19 protein-coding genes are annotated in these 18,907 nt (G+C 48.2%); 10 read left to right on the top strand and 9 right to left on the bottom strand.

Going from position 1 to position 18,907, the window contains the following annotated elements; genetic code table 11:
* Window positions 1-205: 205 nt before the first annotated feature.
* Window positions 206-1,996 (top strand): hypothetical protein, encoded by a 1,791-nt coding sequence (locus tag OC187_RS02040; RefSeq protein ID WP_262997531.1) that lies wholly within the window; start codon window positions 206-208, stop codon window positions 1,994-1,996.
* Window positions 1,997-2,258: 262 nt separating this feature from the next.
* Here OC187_RS02040 and OC187_RS02035 read toward each other — a convergent pair whose 3' ends face one another.
* From OC187_RS02035 to OC187_RS02020, 4 genes are all read right to left on the bottom strand, one after another.
* Window positions 2,259-3,743 (bottom strand): UbiD family decarboxylase, encoded by a 1,485-nt coding sequence (locus tag OC187_RS02035; protein ID WP_262997532.1) that lies wholly within the window; start codon window positions 3,741-3,743, stop codon window positions 2,259-2,261.
* A gap of 88 nt (window positions 3,744-3,831) precedes the next feature.
* Complete coding sequence (locus OC187_RS02030) at window positions 3,832-4,854, bottom strand: P44/Msp2 family outer membrane protein (protein ID WP_262997533.1); 1,023 nt, start codon at window positions 4,852-4,854, stop codon at window positions 3,832-3,834.
* Window positions 4,855-5,057: 203 nt separating this feature from the next.
* The gene (locus tag OC187_RS02025; protein WP_263008541.1) at window positions 5,058-5,780 is read right to left on the bottom strand and encodes a P44/Msp2 family outer membrane protein; all 723 of its coding nucleotides are present in this window, start codon (window positions 5,778-5,780) and stop codon (window positions 5,058-5,060) included.
* A 304-nt stretch (window positions 5,781-6,084) separates the two neighbouring features.
* Window positions 6,085-7,008, bottom strand: coding sequence for a P44/Msp2 family outer membrane protein (locus OC187_RS02020; protein ID WP_263008540.1), 924 nt, complete (start codon window positions 7,006-7,008; stop codon window positions 6,085-6,087).
* A 501-nt stretch (window positions 7,009-7,509) separates the two neighbouring features.
* On the opposite strand from OC187_RS02020, the gene ftsZ reads away from it, so the two are divergent.
* From ftsZ to rplS, 7 genes are all read left to right on the top strand, one after another.
* Entirely contained in the window at window positions 7,510-8,736 is a 1,227-nt protein-coding gene (gene ftsZ, locus OC187_RS02015) for a cell division protein FtsZ (RefSeq protein WP_263008539.1), read from the top strand.
* 342 nt (window positions 8,737-9,078) lie between these two features.
* The gene (gene ybeY / locus OC187_RS02010; protein WP_262997537.1) at window positions 9,079-9,543 is read left to right on the top strand and encodes an rRNA maturation RNase YbeY; all 465 of its coding nucleotides are present in this window, start codon (window positions 9,079-9,081) and stop codon (window positions 9,541-9,543) included.
* 86 nt (window positions 9,544-9,629) lie between these two features.
* Window positions 9,630-10,436, top strand: coding sequence for a ParA family protein (locus OC187_RS02005; RefSeq protein WP_262997538.1), 807 nt, complete (start codon window positions 9,630-9,632; stop codon window positions 10,434-10,436).
* Window positions 10,433-11,272 carry a ParB/RepB/Spo0J family partition protein gene (locus OC187_RS02000; protein WP_262997539.1) on the top strand — a complete coding sequence of 280 codons (840 nt, stop codon included), beginning with the start codon at window positions 10,433-10,435 and terminating at the stop codon, window positions 11,270-11,272. The genes OC187_RS02005 and OC187_RS02000 overlap by 4 nt, the downstream gene beginning before the upstream one ends.
* Before the next feature lie 69 nt (window positions 11,273-11,341).
* Window positions 11,342-11,860, top strand: a complete 519-nt coding sequence (rimM, locus tag OC187_RS01995; RefSeq protein WP_262997540.1) for a ribosome maturation factor RimM — start codon at window positions 11,342-11,344, stop codon at window positions 11,858-11,860.
* Entirely contained in the window at window positions 11,857-12,555 is a 699-nt protein-coding gene (gene trmD, locus OC187_RS01990) for a tRNA (guanosine(37)-N1)-methyltransferase TrmD (RefSeq protein ID WP_262997541.1), read from the top strand. Before rimM ends, trmD begins: the two co-directional genes overlap by 4 nt.
* On the top strand, window positions 12,548-12,949 hold the full coding sequence (gene rplS / locus OC187_RS01985) for a 50S ribosomal protein L19 (protein WP_262997542.1): 402 nt from the start codon (window positions 12,548-12,550) through the stop codon (window positions 12,947-12,949). The genes trmD and rplS overlap by 8 nt, the downstream gene beginning before the upstream one ends.
* Here rplS and OC187_RS01980 read toward each other — a convergent pair.
* Window positions 12,946-13,554 carry a CinA family protein gene (locus tag OC187_RS01980; protein WP_262997543.1) on the bottom strand — a complete coding sequence of 203 codons (609 nt, stop codon included), beginning with the start codon at window positions 13,552-13,554 and terminating at the stop codon, window positions 12,946-12,948. The genes rplS and OC187_RS01980 overlap by 4 nt on opposite strands.
* Here OC187_RS01980 and thrS point away from each other — a divergent pair.
* Together thrS and infC are read left to right on the top strand one after the other, a co-directional pair.
* Window positions 13,544-15,454: a threonine--tRNA ligase gene (gene thrS / locus OC187_RS01975; RefSeq protein ID WP_262997544.1), complete on the top strand. Its 1,911-nt coding sequence runs from the start codon at window positions 13,544-13,546 to the stop codon at window positions 15,452-15,454. The genes OC187_RS01980 and thrS overlap by 11 nt on opposite strands.
* 28 nt (window positions 15,455-15,482) lie before the next feature.
* Window positions 15,483-16,016 (top strand): translation initiation factor IF-3, encoded by a 534-nt coding sequence (gene infC / locus OC187_RS01970; protein WP_262997545.1) that lies wholly within the window; start codon window positions 15,483-15,485, stop codon window positions 16,014-16,016.
* A gap of 200 nt (window positions 16,017-16,216) precedes the next feature.
* Here infC and tsaE read toward each other — a convergent pair whose 3' ends face one another.
* The 4 genes from tsaE to OC187_RS01950 form a co-directional block, all read right to left on the bottom strand.
* Window positions 16,217-16,681, bottom strand: coding sequence for a tRNA (adenosine(37)-N6)-threonylcarbamoyltransferase complex ATPase subunit type 1 TsaE (gene tsaE / locus OC187_RS01965; RefSeq protein ID WP_262997546.1), 465 nt, complete (start codon window positions 16,679-16,681; stop codon window positions 16,217-16,219).
* Window positions 16,682-16,705: 24 nt separating this feature from the next.
* Entirely contained in the window at window positions 16,706-17,407 is a 702-nt protein-coding gene (locus OC187_RS01960) for a Bax inhibitor-1/YccA family protein (protein ID WP_262997547.1), read from the bottom strand.
* A 170-nt stretch (window positions 17,408-17,577) separates the two neighbouring features.
* The gene (locus OC187_RS01955) at window positions 17,578-18,594 is read right to left on the bottom strand and encodes an aspartate-semialdehyde dehydrogenase (protein WP_262997548.1); all 1,017 of its coding nucleotides are present in this window, start codon (window positions 18,592-18,594) and stop codon (window positions 17,578-17,580) included.
* Window position 18,595: 1 nt separating this feature from the next.
* Entirely contained in the window at window positions 18,596-18,904 is a 309-nt protein-coding gene (locus OC187_RS01950; RefSeq protein WP_262997549.1) for a YbaB/EbfC family nucleoid-associated protein, read from the bottom strand.
* Between the last annotated feature and the right edge of the window lie 3 nt (window positions 18,905-18,907).

Raw genomic sequence — 18,907 nt, 5'->3', positions numbered from 1 at the left:
CCCGCATACATGGATGCCGCCCTGAGCGCATCGTTATAATACCTTAGACTTTAAGATATTTTACTAAATAAATAACTCGTGCTAGAATCTCCATGGGTGTGTTGCTAGCCAGCCATGCGCGCTCGGTATCGCGCAGCAGCTCCTAAGAAATAGCACAGTGGGCGCAGCCGGCTTTTCTGTGCACGCAATATTGGAGAGACTTATTATGCCGCACAGTCGCAGGGTTGCGTACTCCGCAGAGGAGATCGCAAAAAGGTTCGCGCTTTTTGTGCCCCACAAGGGGATTGTGAGATTTGGACATACCATACCCGGCATCGCCCCGATGTCCGAAATGGTGAATAAAAGCAGAAGCGGAGGCGCGCTCCCCACTAGTGAGGTAGTAACACCAGAAGAATTCAATAGCGCGCTGTTCAGTAGAATTTTTTGTTGTTTCCACTCAAAGCCAAAGGACATTAAGAACACCGTTGCGCTTCTCATGTCTTCTGGGTTAACACCACGAGTGGTGTGCAGCCCGCAAGACCGCGAATATTTGATCAGAAGCGGGATAGGAGATGCATGCGTAACAAGCGAAGCGCAGCATGCGTTCCCCTCAGAGGATTCTGTCGCACTTATATATCACAAGGAGCTTTCGCGACTCGATTTCCGGACACTACAGGCTCATTTAATATGCTCAGAGGGCGAAGAGCATGGCATTCATCTGTTATTATCAAACCTTATGACAAACGCGCGCCTGGTAGAGCGCGCCAGCGGTGCCGATAATAAATTTTTTGTTGCAAAATATAACTCGTCCCAGAAGCCCAAAAACCGCAAGCTTCTTGATTCCGTGTTTTACATGGACAGATGGTCGTTGCTGTCAAATAAAGAAAAAACGTTGAGGTGCGTGGGAAGTGTTCTACTCACACTGATCATGCCCATAATGCCCCTAGTGTTCGCATTTCTCAGTCGCGGGAAGGATAAAAAGGCCAACTATGACATCGGGGTCACACCCTGGCAATGGCACTCCTACCAGGACATGTTAAAAAAAGCGTCTTCCCCGTATGACATGCTGTTCGGAGGCGACGAAGAAGCTGTACAGCGTCTTGTCAGTGCAGCGACTAAAGTGGCGTTGGAGCCCGACTTTGGGTACATGGACGAAAACCATGAACCAACAGAAAAAGCAAAACAAGTCAGTAGAAAGCACAACTTTCTACTGTTGGCGAGTGGCAAACAATTATCTAACAAGGATTTTGCTTTACGCATTGGATTCCTTGCAGTAGTGGCAATACTGGCTATCTCCAGCATAGCCCAACTATCCTTGCACAGTATGTCGCACCCAGGGGCCTCCGTAGCGTCTGCAATTTCGTATGGCATCGTTGTTTGCGTGTGCATGGGAGCTATTTATACCCACCGCAAGGACACGAAAAAGGTGGTTGCCTTTGGAATCCTCGCTTTTGTCTGTGCCGCATTTCTCGCGAATGCTGCAATAACATTCCATCTCGGAAATCCTAGCGGGGCTGTGGCCGAAGGCTTGGACACAATGATCTCATCAACAATGGTGATCCTATCGATTGTGTATGGCATCGCTGCACGTGCAATGAATGTCATACACAAAAAAGATAAAAAGGTGGCGGATGAGTTGGGAGTTGGCGTGACCGCATATCTCAACATGAGGACCAAGCTACATTCTGAGCTAAAAGACCGCAATCTTGAAACCGTAAAAGCAGAAGTGCTAGTTAAGGTATTAGAAGATAACGGCATAGACGTGAGCGCGCTGCTCACAGAACAGAATGCGGGTAGCCACAGCGCAGAACCTGACAGTGAGATACAGCAGCAGCCGAGCACTAGCGGAAGCACATCGGCACAGGTACATCAGGCAGAGGCCCAGCAGAGCCGGGCTACCACGGTGGAGGGGGGCACAGGTGCGCCACATTCTGCCAGTGTGAGCTCCAGTTTAAGCGATGCAGCAGCTCAATGCGTAGCCTCTCCTAGCGCAACACATGCCCAAGGGACTGGTTAGTGTGGCGCAAGCCCCGCTCACTTGCAGGACGCTTGCACTCGCACTAATACTAGTTGGGAGTAGCACCACAGATACTCAGCGCATTCATAACACAGCGCGCCATGTAGTTTCTATATTGCGTCCTGCGCTGTATGAACAACGCCTCTATAGCGCGTCAGCCCCCTGACAGTCGCCTATAGCGCTGAGAGCATAGACGATGCTTTAATCTATAAAAATTCGTCCCCTTTTTGACTTAATCTTTGCAGCTACAAGGGTCCCCCGCCTATATCTTCAACCCATACTCGGACCACCGCGATGTGACTCTCTCAACTATATCCTCGCTCATTTTTATGGGGGTGCCCCACAGCCTAGTGGTCTCAGGGTGAATTTTGTTTGTGGCATCGAACCCAACCTTGCTACCGAGACCTTCCTCGGGAGAGGCAAAATCTAGATAATCAATAGGCGCACTGTCAATAAACACGGTATCCCTAGCAGGATCCATTCTGGTAGCCATTGCCCATACTACATCCTTCCAGTCCCGTACATTTATATCTTCGTCAACTACAATAACAAATTTCACATACAAAAACTGCCTTAGATAGGACAATATTCCCATAATGATTCTTTTTGCATGTCCGGGGTACGCTTTTTTGATGGAAACCACGGCCACCCGGTATGAACACCCCTCTGGAGGCAGCCAAAAATCAACGATCTCTGGATATTGCAGCGTCAGCGTGGGAAGTAAAAGCTCAGTCAACACTTCCCCTAGTACAGAACACTCATCTGGAGGCCTTCCGGTAACAGTGCTTACGTACAAAGGGTGGGCACGCATAGTTATGGCTTTGACTGTGAATTTGGGAAATTTTTCTACACTGTTATAATACCCCGTATGGTCGCCGTACGGACCTTCTTCTAGAAATTCATCTGCGCTCACTACCCCCTCAAGTACAATTTCTGCATTAGCCGGAACCTTCAAGGGCACCGTTATGCACTCAACCAGATCTGTGGGGCATTTGCGCAAAACACCGGCAAACTGATATTCGGACATGGTCTCGGGAACCGGAGTAACCGCGGCTATCATAGTTGCAGGATCTGAGCCTATAACAACAGCTGCGGGAAAGTCCCCCTTGCCTTCTCTGACCCACCTAAAATATTGCTGCGCTCCTCCGCGGTGTTTCAACCATCTCATAAGAGTTGAATTCCTACTGACAACCTGCATGCGGTATACACCAAGGTTGAAATTATCCTCGCGCGCTGAAGAGGGGCCGCGCGTCACCACTATGGGCCATGTTATAAGAGGTGCAGGTTCCCCAGGCCAGCAAGTTTGTATGGGCAGCTTACTAAGATCTACATCAGAGCCCGTAACAACCACCTCGTGGCACGGAGCCTTCTTTACGATCCTAGTGCGCGCAGCAACGACATTACGCAGCACAGGAACCATGGTCAGTAGGTCTCTAAAGGATTCAGGAGGCGTAGGAGACTTCAGGAAAGCCAGCAACTTCCCAACTTCCTGCAAATCCCCAAGCTCAACACCAAGACCAAGAGCAACCCTCTCCGAAGTACCAAACAGGTTAACAAGCATGGGAATATCGCAAGGCCCATACTCTGTAACCACATTCTCAAAAAGCACCGCGGGGCCTTGTGCCGCTACTAGCCTCCTGTGGATTTCCGTAACTTCGAGCACTGAGGACACCTGCTCTCGTACTCGGACCAAACGCCCCCTACCTTCCAGGAAGTCAACAAACCCCCCAAGATCAGAAAAAGACATAAGGACCAGCAAAGATACCGAGCAAGGTTACCACACCCAAGGATAAAAACCAACAGCGCTCACACGCCAACAATGGGAATGTGCAATGCTAGAGCGACAACCTGAAACCGACCTCCAGCCCGAAGTATGCCAAGTCCATATCCAATGGCAAGTTCACCGGCAACACCCTAGGCTTCGTGGGTGGCCTATTGTTCGTAGACGACTGCCCCCCCTCGCGATAATAGGCATAAACACCCACAGCCTCATAGCTGCCATGCGGGAGCACTAGTTCACCGTTGCCCCTCAGAGCACGGTAATACATACTAGCAAAACCGTGGATCTTGTCCTTAAGTTTATAACTCGCACCGATCTTCGCCTGGCAAGATACACGATCTGCATGGACACCAAACATGTCAACCCTCTCCAGGCCAAAACCACCGCACACATAGGGAGCGATGTTCTCGCTCACGCCGGAACTAAAATCACGGCACAGGCTCGCCAGTACAGAGGAGAGCTGCACCCCATCATTCCTCACAACAACGACCACATCACCACCCGGGGTATACGGTAACCAACTCCGCCTATTCTTATCTTTCACCCTCAGCGCATCGGCACCTGAAAGCTTGATGTACACCCCAGAATACCTATAGCCCTCGGAAAAGTACAGATCACCAACCCTGGCACCTCCTCCGCCATTACTCAGATGGTCGCTGCCGCGCCCTACGTCGAATTTCTGCCTAGCCATTTCCAGCTCAACCCTGACTTGGCCAAAAGGGTACCCCAGCACTGCAGCAACCCCACACGAGCTGTTATGGTAGTCGTTATCCCTGGACAGCACAGACCAAGAATTGAACCCCCCCTCTTTGACCTCAATCCCCTCCGCTATGCGCACACTCCACTCACCTCCAGCCGCCGTCTTAGGCAATGCATTCAGGGGTATGGTCTTGAGAGAGGTACCAAAAACACCCTTGAGCACCAAGTCACTAAAAACAGGAGAAGCAGGCTTATACACACCCCCAACGTACAACCCGCCTATACCGCCCTCCCTACCTAAGGAGAAAGAAGCAGCAGGCGGAGCATAGATAAAGGAAACACAAAAAAGGGAGGTGGTAAGAAACCTTAAAAAACTCATCAAAAAAACCCCTCAACACAGAGTCACATACGGCAGCATCACCATACGCAGCAAGCGTACAGCACACCAAGTATTTACTCCCGTAGTATACACGCGTCAAGTGCATTTGAAGAATCATTACGCTAATAACGGATTCTCACCCAAACTCAGTACGCTTGGGGTATCGTAGCCAACTTCGGTACCGCTTCAACAGACACAGAATTCTACCTGAACATGTACCTAATACCTAGCTCTCCCCCAAGGTGCGCAACTCGCATATTAGCCTCAGCAGCCGCAGGTTTTGGCATATCATAAAATCTTCTGGGAACTGTTAGCACTATGGGATCAAAGGAGTTCCTGTGAAGCATGTGGTAGTATGCCCCGGCAAGCAGTGCCGTATTCTTGGTCACTGAAACTCCCAACCCTATCTTGCCTTGATACCCATGGGTTACGCTACTGGTATTAAGCAAATTTAGTCTATTGCCGCTGACTCCTACGCACGCGTACGTTAGCACCACATCAGTGTGCCCACGTTCGTAACACACGTTGAAAGCTAGGGAAGATATACCCACTTTCTTGTTTTCCACAACAACATAGTTGCCCGACGTTATCACGCCGCCTCTAACTAGCGCAATATTTGATGCATCATCCTGATTGACCGACCCAGTGCCCCCTTTTACCGCGAATTCACTACCAAACCTCTCCAGTTCAAGTCTGACGTGGCCAACGCTGTAGCCCACGCCTCCCACAAAGTTTAAATAGTCACCGCTGTAAAATGGAGGTTTATATACCCCAAAAGCACCGTAGTCGTTCACGTCGACTATCACATCACCCTTCATGCTCATTTTTACAGCTGTACCGACTCCTGGCACAAAAAGTTGCCTTTCGCTTACCTCCAAACCGTCAAAATCAGGAAAGCTACTTTTGTAGATACCAATTAGGTACACACGCCCCACAGGGACAGGTTTTTTTGGTAGATAATCACTAGCAAAAGTGTGCAAAGGGAACAAAATCGCAGCGAGTGCCCACACGCCGGCGGTAACGCAACTTTTTCTAGTAACCCGCCACATCATATATTTCATAGTACGCCCCTAAAAATGGCCAGAAGTTGCGCCACTACGTGAAAAGCCACGTAGCGCTAGCGGCACTTCTGTAAGGCCGCCTTTCTAGGGTAAAAACGTTAATCAAGGGCTAATGCCGCTGCAGAAATGCGCATCGCACCCAATGGTCTGGTGCATCCCGTACAACAAATCAAAGGAATAACCTCAGTCCCACTTCGATCCCAAAGTAGCTGATATCCAGGCCTGATACTCTGAGGCCCATACTATTGCGTGGGTTCTCGGCTTCCGATGCAGGCGCAGCAGCTGCAGCAACACGATAAACTCCTTTCCAAGGATAGATGATAGGCAGATCATCGAAGGCGCTATCCAAAACCCCGTGCATAAAAGCACTGGCTACTAGCTGTGTGGATGGGGACAATTGGCGATGAAACCCGACCTTCCCTTCCACGGACACACTAGACCTAGTAGTGCCAAATAGGCTCACAATATCCACACCTGAACCTACACAAAAATGCGGCACCAAAGGGGCGCCCAAAAATTGCCCGGTAACATCATAACATGCACTAACCACCGCAGAAGTGTTACCGATACCCCGATCACGAACCGCTAGCAACCCGTTTTTGACATTCGCGACCACATTGCTGCCGCTACCCCCCCTGGAAGGTGCCTTTTTCCTGATAAGCAGCTGGCTTCTATAACCGGTAAGAGCGTAGCCTTTCGTGTGCACAAGATCGAAAAAATTCCGGGTGGCTGCAAACTCCATTCTGAAGTTGCCACGTGCCACACCCAAGGCCCCAAACACGCCCTTAGTGTCGGAAGAAGAATACCCCACAGCCGGGGTCTTTGCAGATTTTAGCGCCGCATCTGCACTATTACCACTGTTTGGATCACTTGTACTACTACGCACGACATTACTACGCACGACATTCCGTGCCGCCATGGGGTCACAGCACATTTCTATGCCAGGGAGAAAAACATCAGCAGCCTGCTTTCCGACATACATTGAAAACCCACTAATATCGTGAAGCGCCGGCCTATACCCAGCAGAAGCATAAAAATTCGCGGCAGAACACACCTTCGCGTACACCACTGAACAAAAAAGACATAGCACCACAGGTGCAACAAAGTTCCTACGACAAACCATCGCCTCCCTCCGACTACAAACAGAGCCAGACCTTGAAAAACGGGCCCACAACCACAGATATCGCACAACCCATCACCACAGCCGGGTAAAGTGCAGACCTGCGTACCCTTGTTTTAACCACTTGGACATAAAAGTCAAGGTTGTACCGCCGTGTCCATCACAGCGAGTTACGATAACCTCCACAACTTTATGTGCACTCTAGTGTAGAGGTGAGCGTGAAACATTGGTCAGTGGCGGGCATGGAGCTGGATGGGAACAAATAATCACGACGCCACACAGCTAGACTTGGCCACCGGGAAGTACGCAAGTTCACACAAGGCGCCATAAAGCCGGCAGTTGGTGTGTGTGCCCCCAACTAATCGCGTTAAAAAACCATTGCAGAGGGATCAGTGCCCGTGTGCTGGCCAACTTAAAGGTTTACACAAACTTTCGAAAGTAGTAGTATTCCGTAGCCTTTGTTTTCGTATGCTAATGTCGCTTGACGTCTACCTGCCTGACCAGTCCGCATCCGCGGTACGACCAAGAATCACTGTCCTGGGAGTCGGTGGAGCTGGCGGCAACGCAGTAAACAACATGATACAGTCGTGTCTTCAGGGGGTCAACTTTATAGTTGCCAATACAGACGCCCAAGCGCTTGATTGCTCTCTATCAGAAAAAAAGATCCAGTTGGGAATGAATCTGACGAAAGGACTGGGAGCCGGCTCCTTGCCAGAAGTGGGAAGAGGCGCTGCTGAGGAGTCAATAGACGAGATAATGGGGGAGATTGCCGACAGTAACATGCTCTTCATCACAGCAGGCATGGGGGGTGGCACAGGAACTGGTGCCGCACCTGTAATTGCGAAGGCTGCCAAAGAGAATAAGATCCTGACCGTGGGAGTGGTGACTAAGCCATTCCACTTTGAGGGCGCGCATAGGATGAAAACCGCAGACCTAGGGTTGGAGGAGCTCCAGAGATATGTCGACACCTTGATAATAATACCAAACCAGAACTTGTTCAGAATCGCAAACGAGAACACCACTTTTGCTGATGCGTTCAGGCTCGCTGATACGGTCCTCCACACCGGAGTCAGGGGAATAACTGACCTTATGGTGATGCCGGGGTTGATAAATCTTGATTTCGCAGACATAAAAGTTGTAATGGGCGAGATGGGTAAAGCAATGATGGGCACCGGAGAAGCCGAGGGGGATCACAGAGCTGTGGTCGCCGCAGAAGCCGCAATCTCCAACCCACTTCTCGATAATATCTCCATGAAGGGAGCCAGAGGCATTTTGATAAACATTACTGGGGGGTTGGACCTCACCTTGTTCGAAGTGGACGCAGCTGCAAACAGGATTAGAGAGGAAGTGGATGACAATGCTAACATCATCTTTGGCTCCACGTTTAATGAGGAGAACAGCGGGAAGATCAGGGTCTCCGTGCTTGCGACTGGTATAGATAGCGTGCGAGTTGCACAAAAAAGCCATAGCGTCGAACAGCAAAAGCCGTTACCAGCGAGTGGTAGTTCTTTCGAGTTTGAAAATGAGCTTGGCCCTGAGGATGGCGGTAGTGCGATGGCTTACTATAAACCCAGCCTTCCAGAGGAGGATGTTCTTACCGATGCGTACTCGGTAGAAAAGCAGCCTCAGAAGGCTGGGTCATTTAATTGGAGCGAGTCGTTTGACGTGCCAGCATTTCTCAGAAAAAAGGAGAAGTTGTGAGGTCTTTAAGTTGCCCCAACAAAGTGGGCAGTTTTCGTGCTAGAGTGTAGAGTGCTGGTAAGGCGGGGTGTGCGCCAAAAACTGTGGATTTTCCTATAATAGCAATGGTCTTGTGTTTTTGCCGCGTATAAACCCGCGCTCTGGCGTTTCTAGCACTAGCAAGCCCCGTGGCAATGAAACCCCATTTTTAGAGCGTGCGACAGTTGCAATACATGGCGCACTCAATAGAGCCTGTAGCCGTGCAATTGCTCGCGCATCGGAAGATATCGGCAACATTTTGTCCTGCTGTGCGCCAGCTCAAAGGGAAAGCCGTAGTGGTATGTTCTATGCAAGTAAGTTCGCATGGTAGAAGTGAGTCTACATACACAAAGCTGGTACAGGCTGGTTAGTAAACCTAAAACTTCCGCAAAGCGCGTTATAAGACTCTGTTTATCAGAGCTGGATATTGCTAGGTACAGACCAAGAGTATTTGTTGTATTGGCCAACGATGAACTGCTACTGGAGCTCAATTCGCGATACCGGAAGATCCACAAGGCTACAAACGTTCTTTCTTTTAATTATGAAGCGCTGTCGCAAAACTGCTGCCTAGGAGAAATATATTTGTCCTTAGAACGAATCGCAGAAGAGTCACGGGAGATGGATGTGGATATCAGAGCACACTTCACTCATATGCTGGTGCATGGCATGTTACACATAATGGGTTATGATCACGAAACATCCACAGAAGCCACAATTATGCAATCACTCGAAATAGGACTTTTAAAAAAACTAGGCGTAAACAATCCATATGTTCCACGTGAAACATAGGCACCCCTATTCTCCATGCCTAAATAAAATATGAAGTGACAATATCCGCGGCTTACGTATAATCGTGACAGTGGATGGTATTGCCAATGGCTAAGGTTTTCGCAGTTGTAAATCAGAAGGGTGGCGTCGGCAAGACTACAACTAGCATAAACCTAGCTACGGCGTTTGCCGTTGTTGGAAAATCAACCTTACTGGTGGACCTAGATCCACAGGGGAATAGCAGTAGCGGCCTGGGAATTGCTTATTCTGAAAGGTCACCTGATATATATAGAGTGTTGATTGATGATCAGCCCATAGCATGCGCAACCAGAGAAACTTGCATACCTAATCTGTCAATTACCCCCTCCACCATAGATCTGTCAGCAGCAGAATTGGGGCTCGCACCCATGGAATCCAGGGAATTTGTGCTCAAAAATCGTTTGTCGAATGCAAGTGGATACCAGTATATTTTCGTAGACTGCCCCCCCTCACTGGGGCTACTTACCATAAATGCACTAGCTGCAGCTAGTTCTGTCATCATCCCAATGCAATGCGAGTTTTTTGCGCTTGAGGGGTTAAAGCACTTGATGAAGACCATAAATCTTGTCAAAAAGCGCCTCAATCCCGCCCTGACAATTGAGGGAATTCTACTAACTATGTACGACCGCAGAAATAACCTTAGTGAGCAGGTTGAGGATAACATAAGGGTGCACTTGCGCGAGAATGTATACAAAACAGTCATTCCGAGAAACGTTAGGTTATCTGAGGCTCCATCACATGGTAAGCCTGCAATAATTTACGACTACAAGTGTCCGGGTTCGCAGTCTTATATATACCTAGCAAAGGAAATACTCGCACAGCAGAATGGGCATCGAGTGCTTGGGATGGAAGAAGTTATAGGGCAAAAACAATGAAGCGATCTCTGGGCAAGGGTATTCTGGAACTAATCGGAGAAGAAGAGATTACAGATCGCTCACTGGTTTCTTTCTCTGTAGACACAGAGGTCCCTGTAAGCCTTAAGGTCAATATGCTTCACCCAGGAAGGTTCCAGCCCAGACAGAAGTTTGATCAGGCCTCGATCAAGGAGTTAGCAAATTCAATCGCCAAAAAGGGGCTTATTCAGCCGATTATAGTCAGAAAAGATGTGGCAGGCAGTAGGTATGAAATTATAGCTGGGGAAAGAAGGTGGAGGGCAAGCATCGCCGCAAAATTGACAGAGGTGCCTGTCATCATTAGGAATGTGAGCGACAGCGAGTGCTTGGAGATTTCAGTAATCGAGAATATTCAGCGAGAAGACCTAACAGCATTAGAGGAAGCTGAGTCGTATAGGAAGTTGATAGACGAGTTTAGGCACACGCACGAAAGTCTTGCCACAATACTTGGTAAAAGCAGGAGCCATGTAACTAATATGCTGCGCATCCTCGCGTTACCAGACTCTGTGAAGCGCCTCATAAGTGACAGGGCCATATCTTTTGGCCACGCTAGATGTCTTTTGAATGTAGAAAACCCTGAAGAGCTGGCTGAAAGGATTTTATCTTCGGGGATGAGCGTGAGAGAAACAGAGGTTATGGTAAAAGATTTGCAAAATCACAGAGATTTCGTGCAGGCTACTATAATGCATATTGAAAATTTTCTACCTGGCAGGTTGGATACTGAAGTTCGAGTAAGAAAAAGCGGTAAGAGGATTACTCTAAATTTTCGCGATGAGGGAAAGTGTGAGGAGTTTTTGCAAATGTTGCACAAGCTTTAGATACATTAAGATTGAAGAGCGTTATCCCAGAATGTAAAGTTTTAAGAGAGTACGCAGCGTTTGAAAGCCATGATTAATGATAGTAGTATGGTACTTCTGTGTGCGGTGCGCGCACCGCACGGGGTACGGGGGCTTGTGAAAGTTAAGACATTTACAGAGGACCCATCTAACATATCCGCCTACGGTCCCTTGACTGATGGGCATAACCATTTTGAAGTCACGGTGGTGTCAGTATTGGGAGCGGACAGCGTTATAGCAAAATTCAGGGGAGTCGAATCCAGAACAGATTCAGAAAAACTGCGGGGTAAGCGCCTCTATATAAGAAAAACCAGCTTACCTAAGTTGCAGGAAGATGAATTTTACAGCAGTGAACTTGTAGGAATGGATGCTAAGCTTGAGGACGGTACAGTGTACGGAGTAATCTCGGCCGTTTTTAATTTTGGATCATGTAACGTCGTGGAGTTATCTACAAGCAACGGCAAATTGGTCATGGTACCTTTTTCTAAGTCAGTTTTTCCTGTTGTGAGTGTGGATAGGGGAATTGTAACCATAGTTCCCCCCGAGGTTATAGGTGTTGGCAGCGTATGATTTTCAATGTCCTGACCATAGTCCCAGACATGTTTCCAGGCCCGCTAGGGTATTCTACCATTGGCAATGCGCTAAGAAAGGGTTTGTGGTCCCTGAATGTGGTGGATATTAGAGCATTCACCAACAACAAACATCTGACGGTCGATGACAGGCCGTACGGCGGTGGCCCCGGTATGCTTATGAAGGCCGACGTGCTGGGCAGATGCATAGATAGCGTACTGGAGGCACATCCCAATACCAAGCTAATCTACACCTCCCCAAGAGGTGAGAGGCTAACGCAAGATATATCTAGACAAATCATTCGTTTTGACAATATAACTTTACTCTGTGGGCGCTTTGAAGGTGTGGACGAGAGGGTTATTGACTTCTACAGTTTCCAGGAGCTTAGCATAGGAGACTATGTGATTTCCGGTGGAGAGTTGGCAGCCATGGTGCTGATTGACTCGTGTGTTAGGATGATCCCTGGTACTGTTGGTAACAGTGACAGCCTCAATAGCGAAAGCTTTGGTGACGGCCTTGAGTACCCGCAGTATACGAGACCAGCCGAGTGGAGAGGAGTTGCGGTTCCCGATGTTCTCTTGAGGGGGAATCACAGGGAAATCGAGCTTTGGAGGCGTACGGTGTCCAGAATTATTACGGAGCGCAGGCGTCCTGACTTGCCGCTCAGTAAGTGTAACGGAGATAAAGATGAGTAACGTGCTAGAAAGGTTTAATAAGAAACAAATAGAGTCATTGTCTGGTGTTGAAAAGCCGCACTTTCTCCCTGGAGATACAGTTAAAGTCGCAGTAAACGTCTTCGATGGTGTCAACTGGAGGCTACAAACCTTTGAGGGAGTGTGCATAAAAAAGCGCAATAGAGGCCTGCATTCGTCCTTCACTCTCCGTAAGATTAGCCATAATGAGAGTATACAACTGCAAGTTTTCCTGCACTCTCCCAATGTCAAGTCCATAGAAGTGGTGAGGTATGGTAAGGTGAGTAGGGCCAAGCTGTACTACATACTTAAGCTGTTCGGCAAAGCTGCAAGAATTAAGGAATCTACGGATGCCCGCAGAAAGGGTGTTGTTGCCAGCCAGCGGCGATCCGCTTAGGAGGCTCCATCAGGGAATATCGCCATTTCTATGAAGTCTATTGCCTTTTCCACTGCTGCTTCTTGAACCTCGAACCGCGTAATGCATCCTAGGTCATACCGGCGGACTTTAACCCTGGAGTTGCGCCTAGCCAACCCCATGTAAACAGTCCCCGTTTCCGGATCCGGGGGCACAGGTTCCGTACCGTGTACCGCGTGGCCAGCGGTACCGGTTACCGAAAGCACAATGTCAGCATGGTGTCCTAGCGCCCTAAGTGCACCCTCAGCCATCATTCCGGCGACCTGCTCACTCACAACGCCGTATTTTTCTATCTCTCGTTGCGGCACCTCAAGTACCACACACTTTGAGTGTGTTTTGTAGACTACTACAGAAGAAAATAAAACATCGGAAACCCCGGGAACACACGAAAAAACGAACGAAAGCAGCCCCCCGGTGCACGATTCAGCGAAAGATACTTTTAAGTTCCTCTTGCGTAAATGCTGTATACAGACTTCCGCTTTCCCAATTAGAGCCTTAGAAATTAGCATATAAAACTCGCTACAGAGCGCAAATAGAATTATTATAGCATGTCTCTCCCTAGGGAAGTTGCTGCCCATGATAAACATTACCACCTCTTTCCCAGAGAAAAAAGAGGCAGAGTTTCACAAGCATGTTACGGGATTCGAGGTAGCAGAAACCATGTTTCCCGACATTATGGAATCTATAGTTGCATTATTAGTGGATGGAAATCCGCAGGATCTGGCAATCCCGATAAGTAAAGACAGCTATGTAAGCCCCATAACAGCGGAAAGCGCCGCGGGAACGGAGATAATCAGGCACGATGCGGCTCACATTATGGCTAGAGCAATCAGAGAAATTTTTCCAGATACTAAGTTGGCAATTGGACCTACCATAGAGAGCGGGTTCTATTACGATTTTGATCTCCAACACAGTTTATCTGAAGCGGACTTCGAAGCCATAGAACAAAAAATGGCAGACATTATCAATAAGGATGAAAAGTTTGTTAGAGAAGTTTGGACTAGGAAACAAGCCATAAAGTTTTTTAAAGACTCGGGTGAGCGCTACAAATTGGAAATCTTGTCAGAGATTCCTGATTGCGAAGAGATAACAGTTTATAGGCATGGAGAATTTATAGATCTCTGCAGAGGGCCACATGCCCCATCCGCAAAGTACGTCAAAGCGTTCAAGCTCATGAAAATTTCTGGAGCTTATTGGCGCGGCGACTCTCAAAATAGGATGCTACAGCGTGTTTACGGCACGGCGTGGCATAGCAGCGAAGCACTTGAATCTTATGTGCATGCACTACAGGAAGCAGAAAAGAGGGACCATAGAAGGATAGCCAAAGATTTGGGCTGGTTTCATATACAGGACGAAGCGCTCGGTCAGGTATTTTGGCACGACAAAGGGTGGACACTGTACCTCACAATAGAAGAGTACATCAGATGTAAACTCAAGGAGAACGGGTACTGCGAGGTAAAGACCCCTATAATGCTGGATAGAACGTTGTGGGAGAAATCTGGTCATTGGGAGAAGTTTAAAGAAAACATGTTTGTGATTGAGGACGATAAAAAGGCACTTGCCATAAAGCCTATGAATTGTCCATGTCACGTACAAATATTCAAATCAAAAACGAGGAGCTACAAGGAGCTACCTATACGCATGGCAGAGTTCGGCATGTGCCACAGAAATGAGGCCTCAGGCGCACTCTACGGGCTGATGAGAGTTAGGGGCTTCACCCAAGACGATGCACACATATTTTGCACGCATGAACAAGTTAAAGATGAGGTGCTACGGTTTTACAAGCTACTCGTGGAAGTATACAAAGACTTTGGTTTTGACAACATAACGGTCAAGCTCTCTGACCGCCCAGATAATAGGATGGGATCAGATGAAATATGGGACAGATCTGAACAATCTTTGATGGAGTCTATGAATGAGGCAGGAGTAGAGTATACAATCAATAAAGGCGAGGGGGCCTTTTACGGGCCCAAGTTGGAATTCACCCTCAAAGATGCTGTTGGTAGAGAATGGCAATGTGGCACTGTACAGCTGGACTTCGTGCTTTCTAGTAGATTGGACGCCTTCTATATGGGAGAAGATGGCAAAAAACACAACCCTGTAATAATACACAGAGCAATTCTAGGAACAATTGAAAGGTTCATAGGAATTTTGATCGAGCACTACGCAGGTAATGTTCCGCCATGGCTTGCACCCGTGCAATTGGAAATACTCACTGTAAGCGAAGAGGTAGAAGAATACGCTAGAAATTTGATGGATATGGCACTGCAGCAAAACGTGCGCACAAAATTAGACTCAACAAAGGAAAATATAAGTCACAAAATACGTAAATCGATTTTTAACAAAGTGCCTATAGTATGGGTGGTGGGAAAGAGCGAGGCTGGAAGGGGGTTCGTGTCGGTTAGGCGTCACGGGTCGGCCGAGACTTGTCGAATGGAGGCCGATAAAGCATTGAAAACCTTGTTGACTTGTGTTAGCATGCGCTAGTTCCTTTGTTGGGGTTCATAGGTCAGGAGTGGAGAAAAAAGGACCGAGGGTTAACGAAGCGATAACCGCCAAAAAAGTTAGGCTCGTTGATGAAGAGGGTTCCATGGTCGGTGTGGTCGATATAGAAGAGGCCGTGGCCAGGGCAAGGGAAGCGGGACTCGACCTAGTCGAGGTAGTCAGCGAGGAGGAGTTCCCGGTATGCAAGATATTTAACTACAGCAAGCAGAAGTACAACAAAAAGAAGCTTGGTGGCCCGAAAAAGCATAGGTCTTCCTCCTTGAAGGAGCTTAAGTTTAGGCTCAACATTGAAGATAACGACTACAACATCAAGCTAAACAACCTCAAAGGGTTCATAGAGAAGGGAAACAAGGTCAAAGTGTCCATAAGGTTTGTAGGGCGCGAGCTGCAGTACAAAGAAGTTGGGCTGTGTATCCTAGATCGCCTGGTGAACGACACCGAGGGGGTGGCTAGGCCTGAGTCATCTCCTAGAATGGATGGAAACGTGATGAGCATGATATTCGGCAGCAAAAGGTCGTCATCTTCCTCTTCCACCCTACAGTAGCGGGCACCAGTCGTAGGTCCCCTCCCGCATTGGCTCTTTACACATCTCGCTTTCCGAGAATCCTGCAAACGTTCACCCTCTACAAATAACGTTGCCTATATGGGTACAGTTTTGTCTCAGACTGGCGGCCGCCCCACCACAACGGTGCGTCGTGACGCATCACCTACCTCCGTATACCCGCAGAGAAGCTCCGCACACAGTTAAATAGGAAGCTTGCCTATTTTAGACACGATAACTAGGTCACGCATGTCACCCCCTTCCTTGGAGTTGGTTATACTGAGCTTTATATCGAATTTCACGCAGCTGCCAAGAACTTCCGGCCACTCAACCAGAACCAAATTTCCGCTTAAGATATCGAAAAGACCAACTTCTTGGGCTTCCTTAACCGAAGATATCCTATACAAATCCACATGATAGAGCAGGAAGCCACAGCATTCATACTCATGCACTATACTAAACGTGGGACTACCTAGAAAACTCGAACTAGACAGCGCACAGACTATACACCTACAAAACTCAGTCTTCCCGACGCCCAAATCCCCACTCACAGAGACCGACATATCCCCGGTCAAAAACCGAGATAAACCCGCGGCTACCTCACACAAGGAACTAAGGCCCAGCCGGCGGCGGCGGATGACGAACCCCTCACCCCCCCCTCCTTTCACCAAGGGAGGCGTAGGAGCGCACACCTACCTACGGTCCCCAACAAGGTGCAGTAGACTCAGGAAAATGTTTATGTAGTTGAAGTACAGGCTGGTGGCACCCATCACAGCCATCTTGCTGGAGGTAACCTCAGAGCCGTCACTGAGACGGTAATACATATCCCGGATCCTCTGAGCGTCAAAAGCAGTCATCGCTGTAAACACCACAACTGCAACCAGAGATATGGCGAAATGCAGCGGCCCGCTAGCCACAAATATGTTCACAACTGAAGCTATCAGCAGCCCTACTACCCCCATAATGAGAAAGGCACCGAACTTAGATAGATCCCGCTTGGTGGTATTACCATACAACGCCATAACACCAAACATCGCAGAGGATATGAAGAAAACCCTGGCTATACTATGGGCAGTATACACCATAAACACGTACGACAGGGAAAGCCCCATCATCGCAGCAAACCCAAAAAACGCGAACATCACCGATCGCATGCTCATGCTGTGCACTCTCGAGGAAAGAAAGAACACCATCACAATAGGAGCAAGAGACACCACCCAATGTAGCGGAGTCCCATATAGAACGTTCATCAATCCATGAGAAAAGGAAGCCACCAGAGCGACAGCACCGGTAAGCCCAAGAGCCGCAGCCATATAGTTGTATACCTTAACCAAGTAGCTCCTAAGCCCCGCGCAGTAGTACGCACCCTGAAACTGGGCACTGTAATCATTCATAAATTACAACCATCCTCTTCGAAAACCCCACATGCTACCACAGAAACGGCCCAATATCAACTAAAATGAGGCAAGTGGTCCGAGACCAGGGTATCTCACACGTTTACACTTCATCAATAAAAGTGCTATGCTACGACGTAGTGTGCAGCCTCTCTTGGAGTACGACCACCTTATACATTTAGATACTCGTCTACCAAGATTTGTGTAATTTGCACCAAGTTCAACGCAGCGCCCTTTCTAAGATTGTCTGATACTACCCACATACTCAGTCCATACGGCACTGTTGTGTCTTCACGAATCCTAGAGACGTACACTGCATCGTCATCAACACAATCTATCGGGGTTACGTATTGCAAGCTACTTTCATGATTCAGCACGAGAACACCCGGTGCTTCGCTAAGTGCATCATATGCCTCTTCCACAGAGATTTTGCTGTGGAACTCAATGTTCAAGGCTTGCGAGTGACACACAAAAACGGGAACTCTGACACAGGTTGCTGCAACTTCTATATCTATCCCCATTATCTTCTTTGTTTCGGCTGACATCTTCCACTCTTCAGTAGTGGATCCATCGTCCAAAAAATCACCAACATGTGGTATACAGTTAAACGATATTTGTCTGGGAAATTCCGTTGGCTCAACTTTTTGACCAACAAACGCAGCCTTGGTCTGGTTATATAACTCAGACATAGCGTCTCTCCCCATACCAGACACAGATTGGTAGGTTGATGCTACCACCCGCTTTATGCCAGCCACCTTACACAACGGATTTAGCACAATGAGCATTTGTGTAGTTGAACAATTGGGACTCGCAACTATATTTCTATTGGTATACGATGCCAGAGAATCTCGGTTTACCTCCGGGATAACGAGTGGGACATCGGCCTCCATACGAAAACAAGATGAGCTATCTATGGCTACACAGCCGCATTTAACTGCCCTATCAACGTATCTTTCCGACACAGCATCACTGGTGGCAAAAATGGCCAGCTCAGACCCATGAAAATCGTATTCATCAAGGCTACCACACCGAATTTCGCGATCATCACCGTAGCTCAGGCGTTTACCTACAGACTCAGATGAAGAAAGCGCAACAACCTGGTCAACGGAAACACCCCGCTCGCTCAGAACCTTCAACACCAGCCTGCCAACATTCCCAGTTGCCCCTACAACAGCAATTTGGCTCATATCAAAAGTAAGAGGACATAAGTGAACTGATAAAGCCCTTGTTGTGCTCTACAGATTTTCTAAATGCGTCATCGAATGCCGCTTTTATTAAGTCTTCCACCATAAAGGCCTGACTCTCCAAAAGCGCGGGATCGACTCTGACTTCCTGGACCTTATATTCCACAAAATTAGATAGGAGTATCTTCACAGAAACCTTACCACCTAGTGACTGGCCATCGAACAGCCTAGGCTCCTGGTGAACGCGAAACTCGGACAGTTTTCTCTTTATAGCATTCTGGAGATCGGAAAACCTCTGATCATCAAAGGACATACA

Source organism: Anaplasma capra (genome assembly GCF_025628805.1).
Classification (GTDB): domain Bacteria; phylum Pseudomonadota; class Alphaproteobacteria; order Rickettsiales; family Anaplasmataceae; genus Anaplasma; species Anaplasma capra.
Note: the sequence above shows the minus strand (reverse complement) of the source record. Positions and strands in the feature narration are given on the sequence as shown.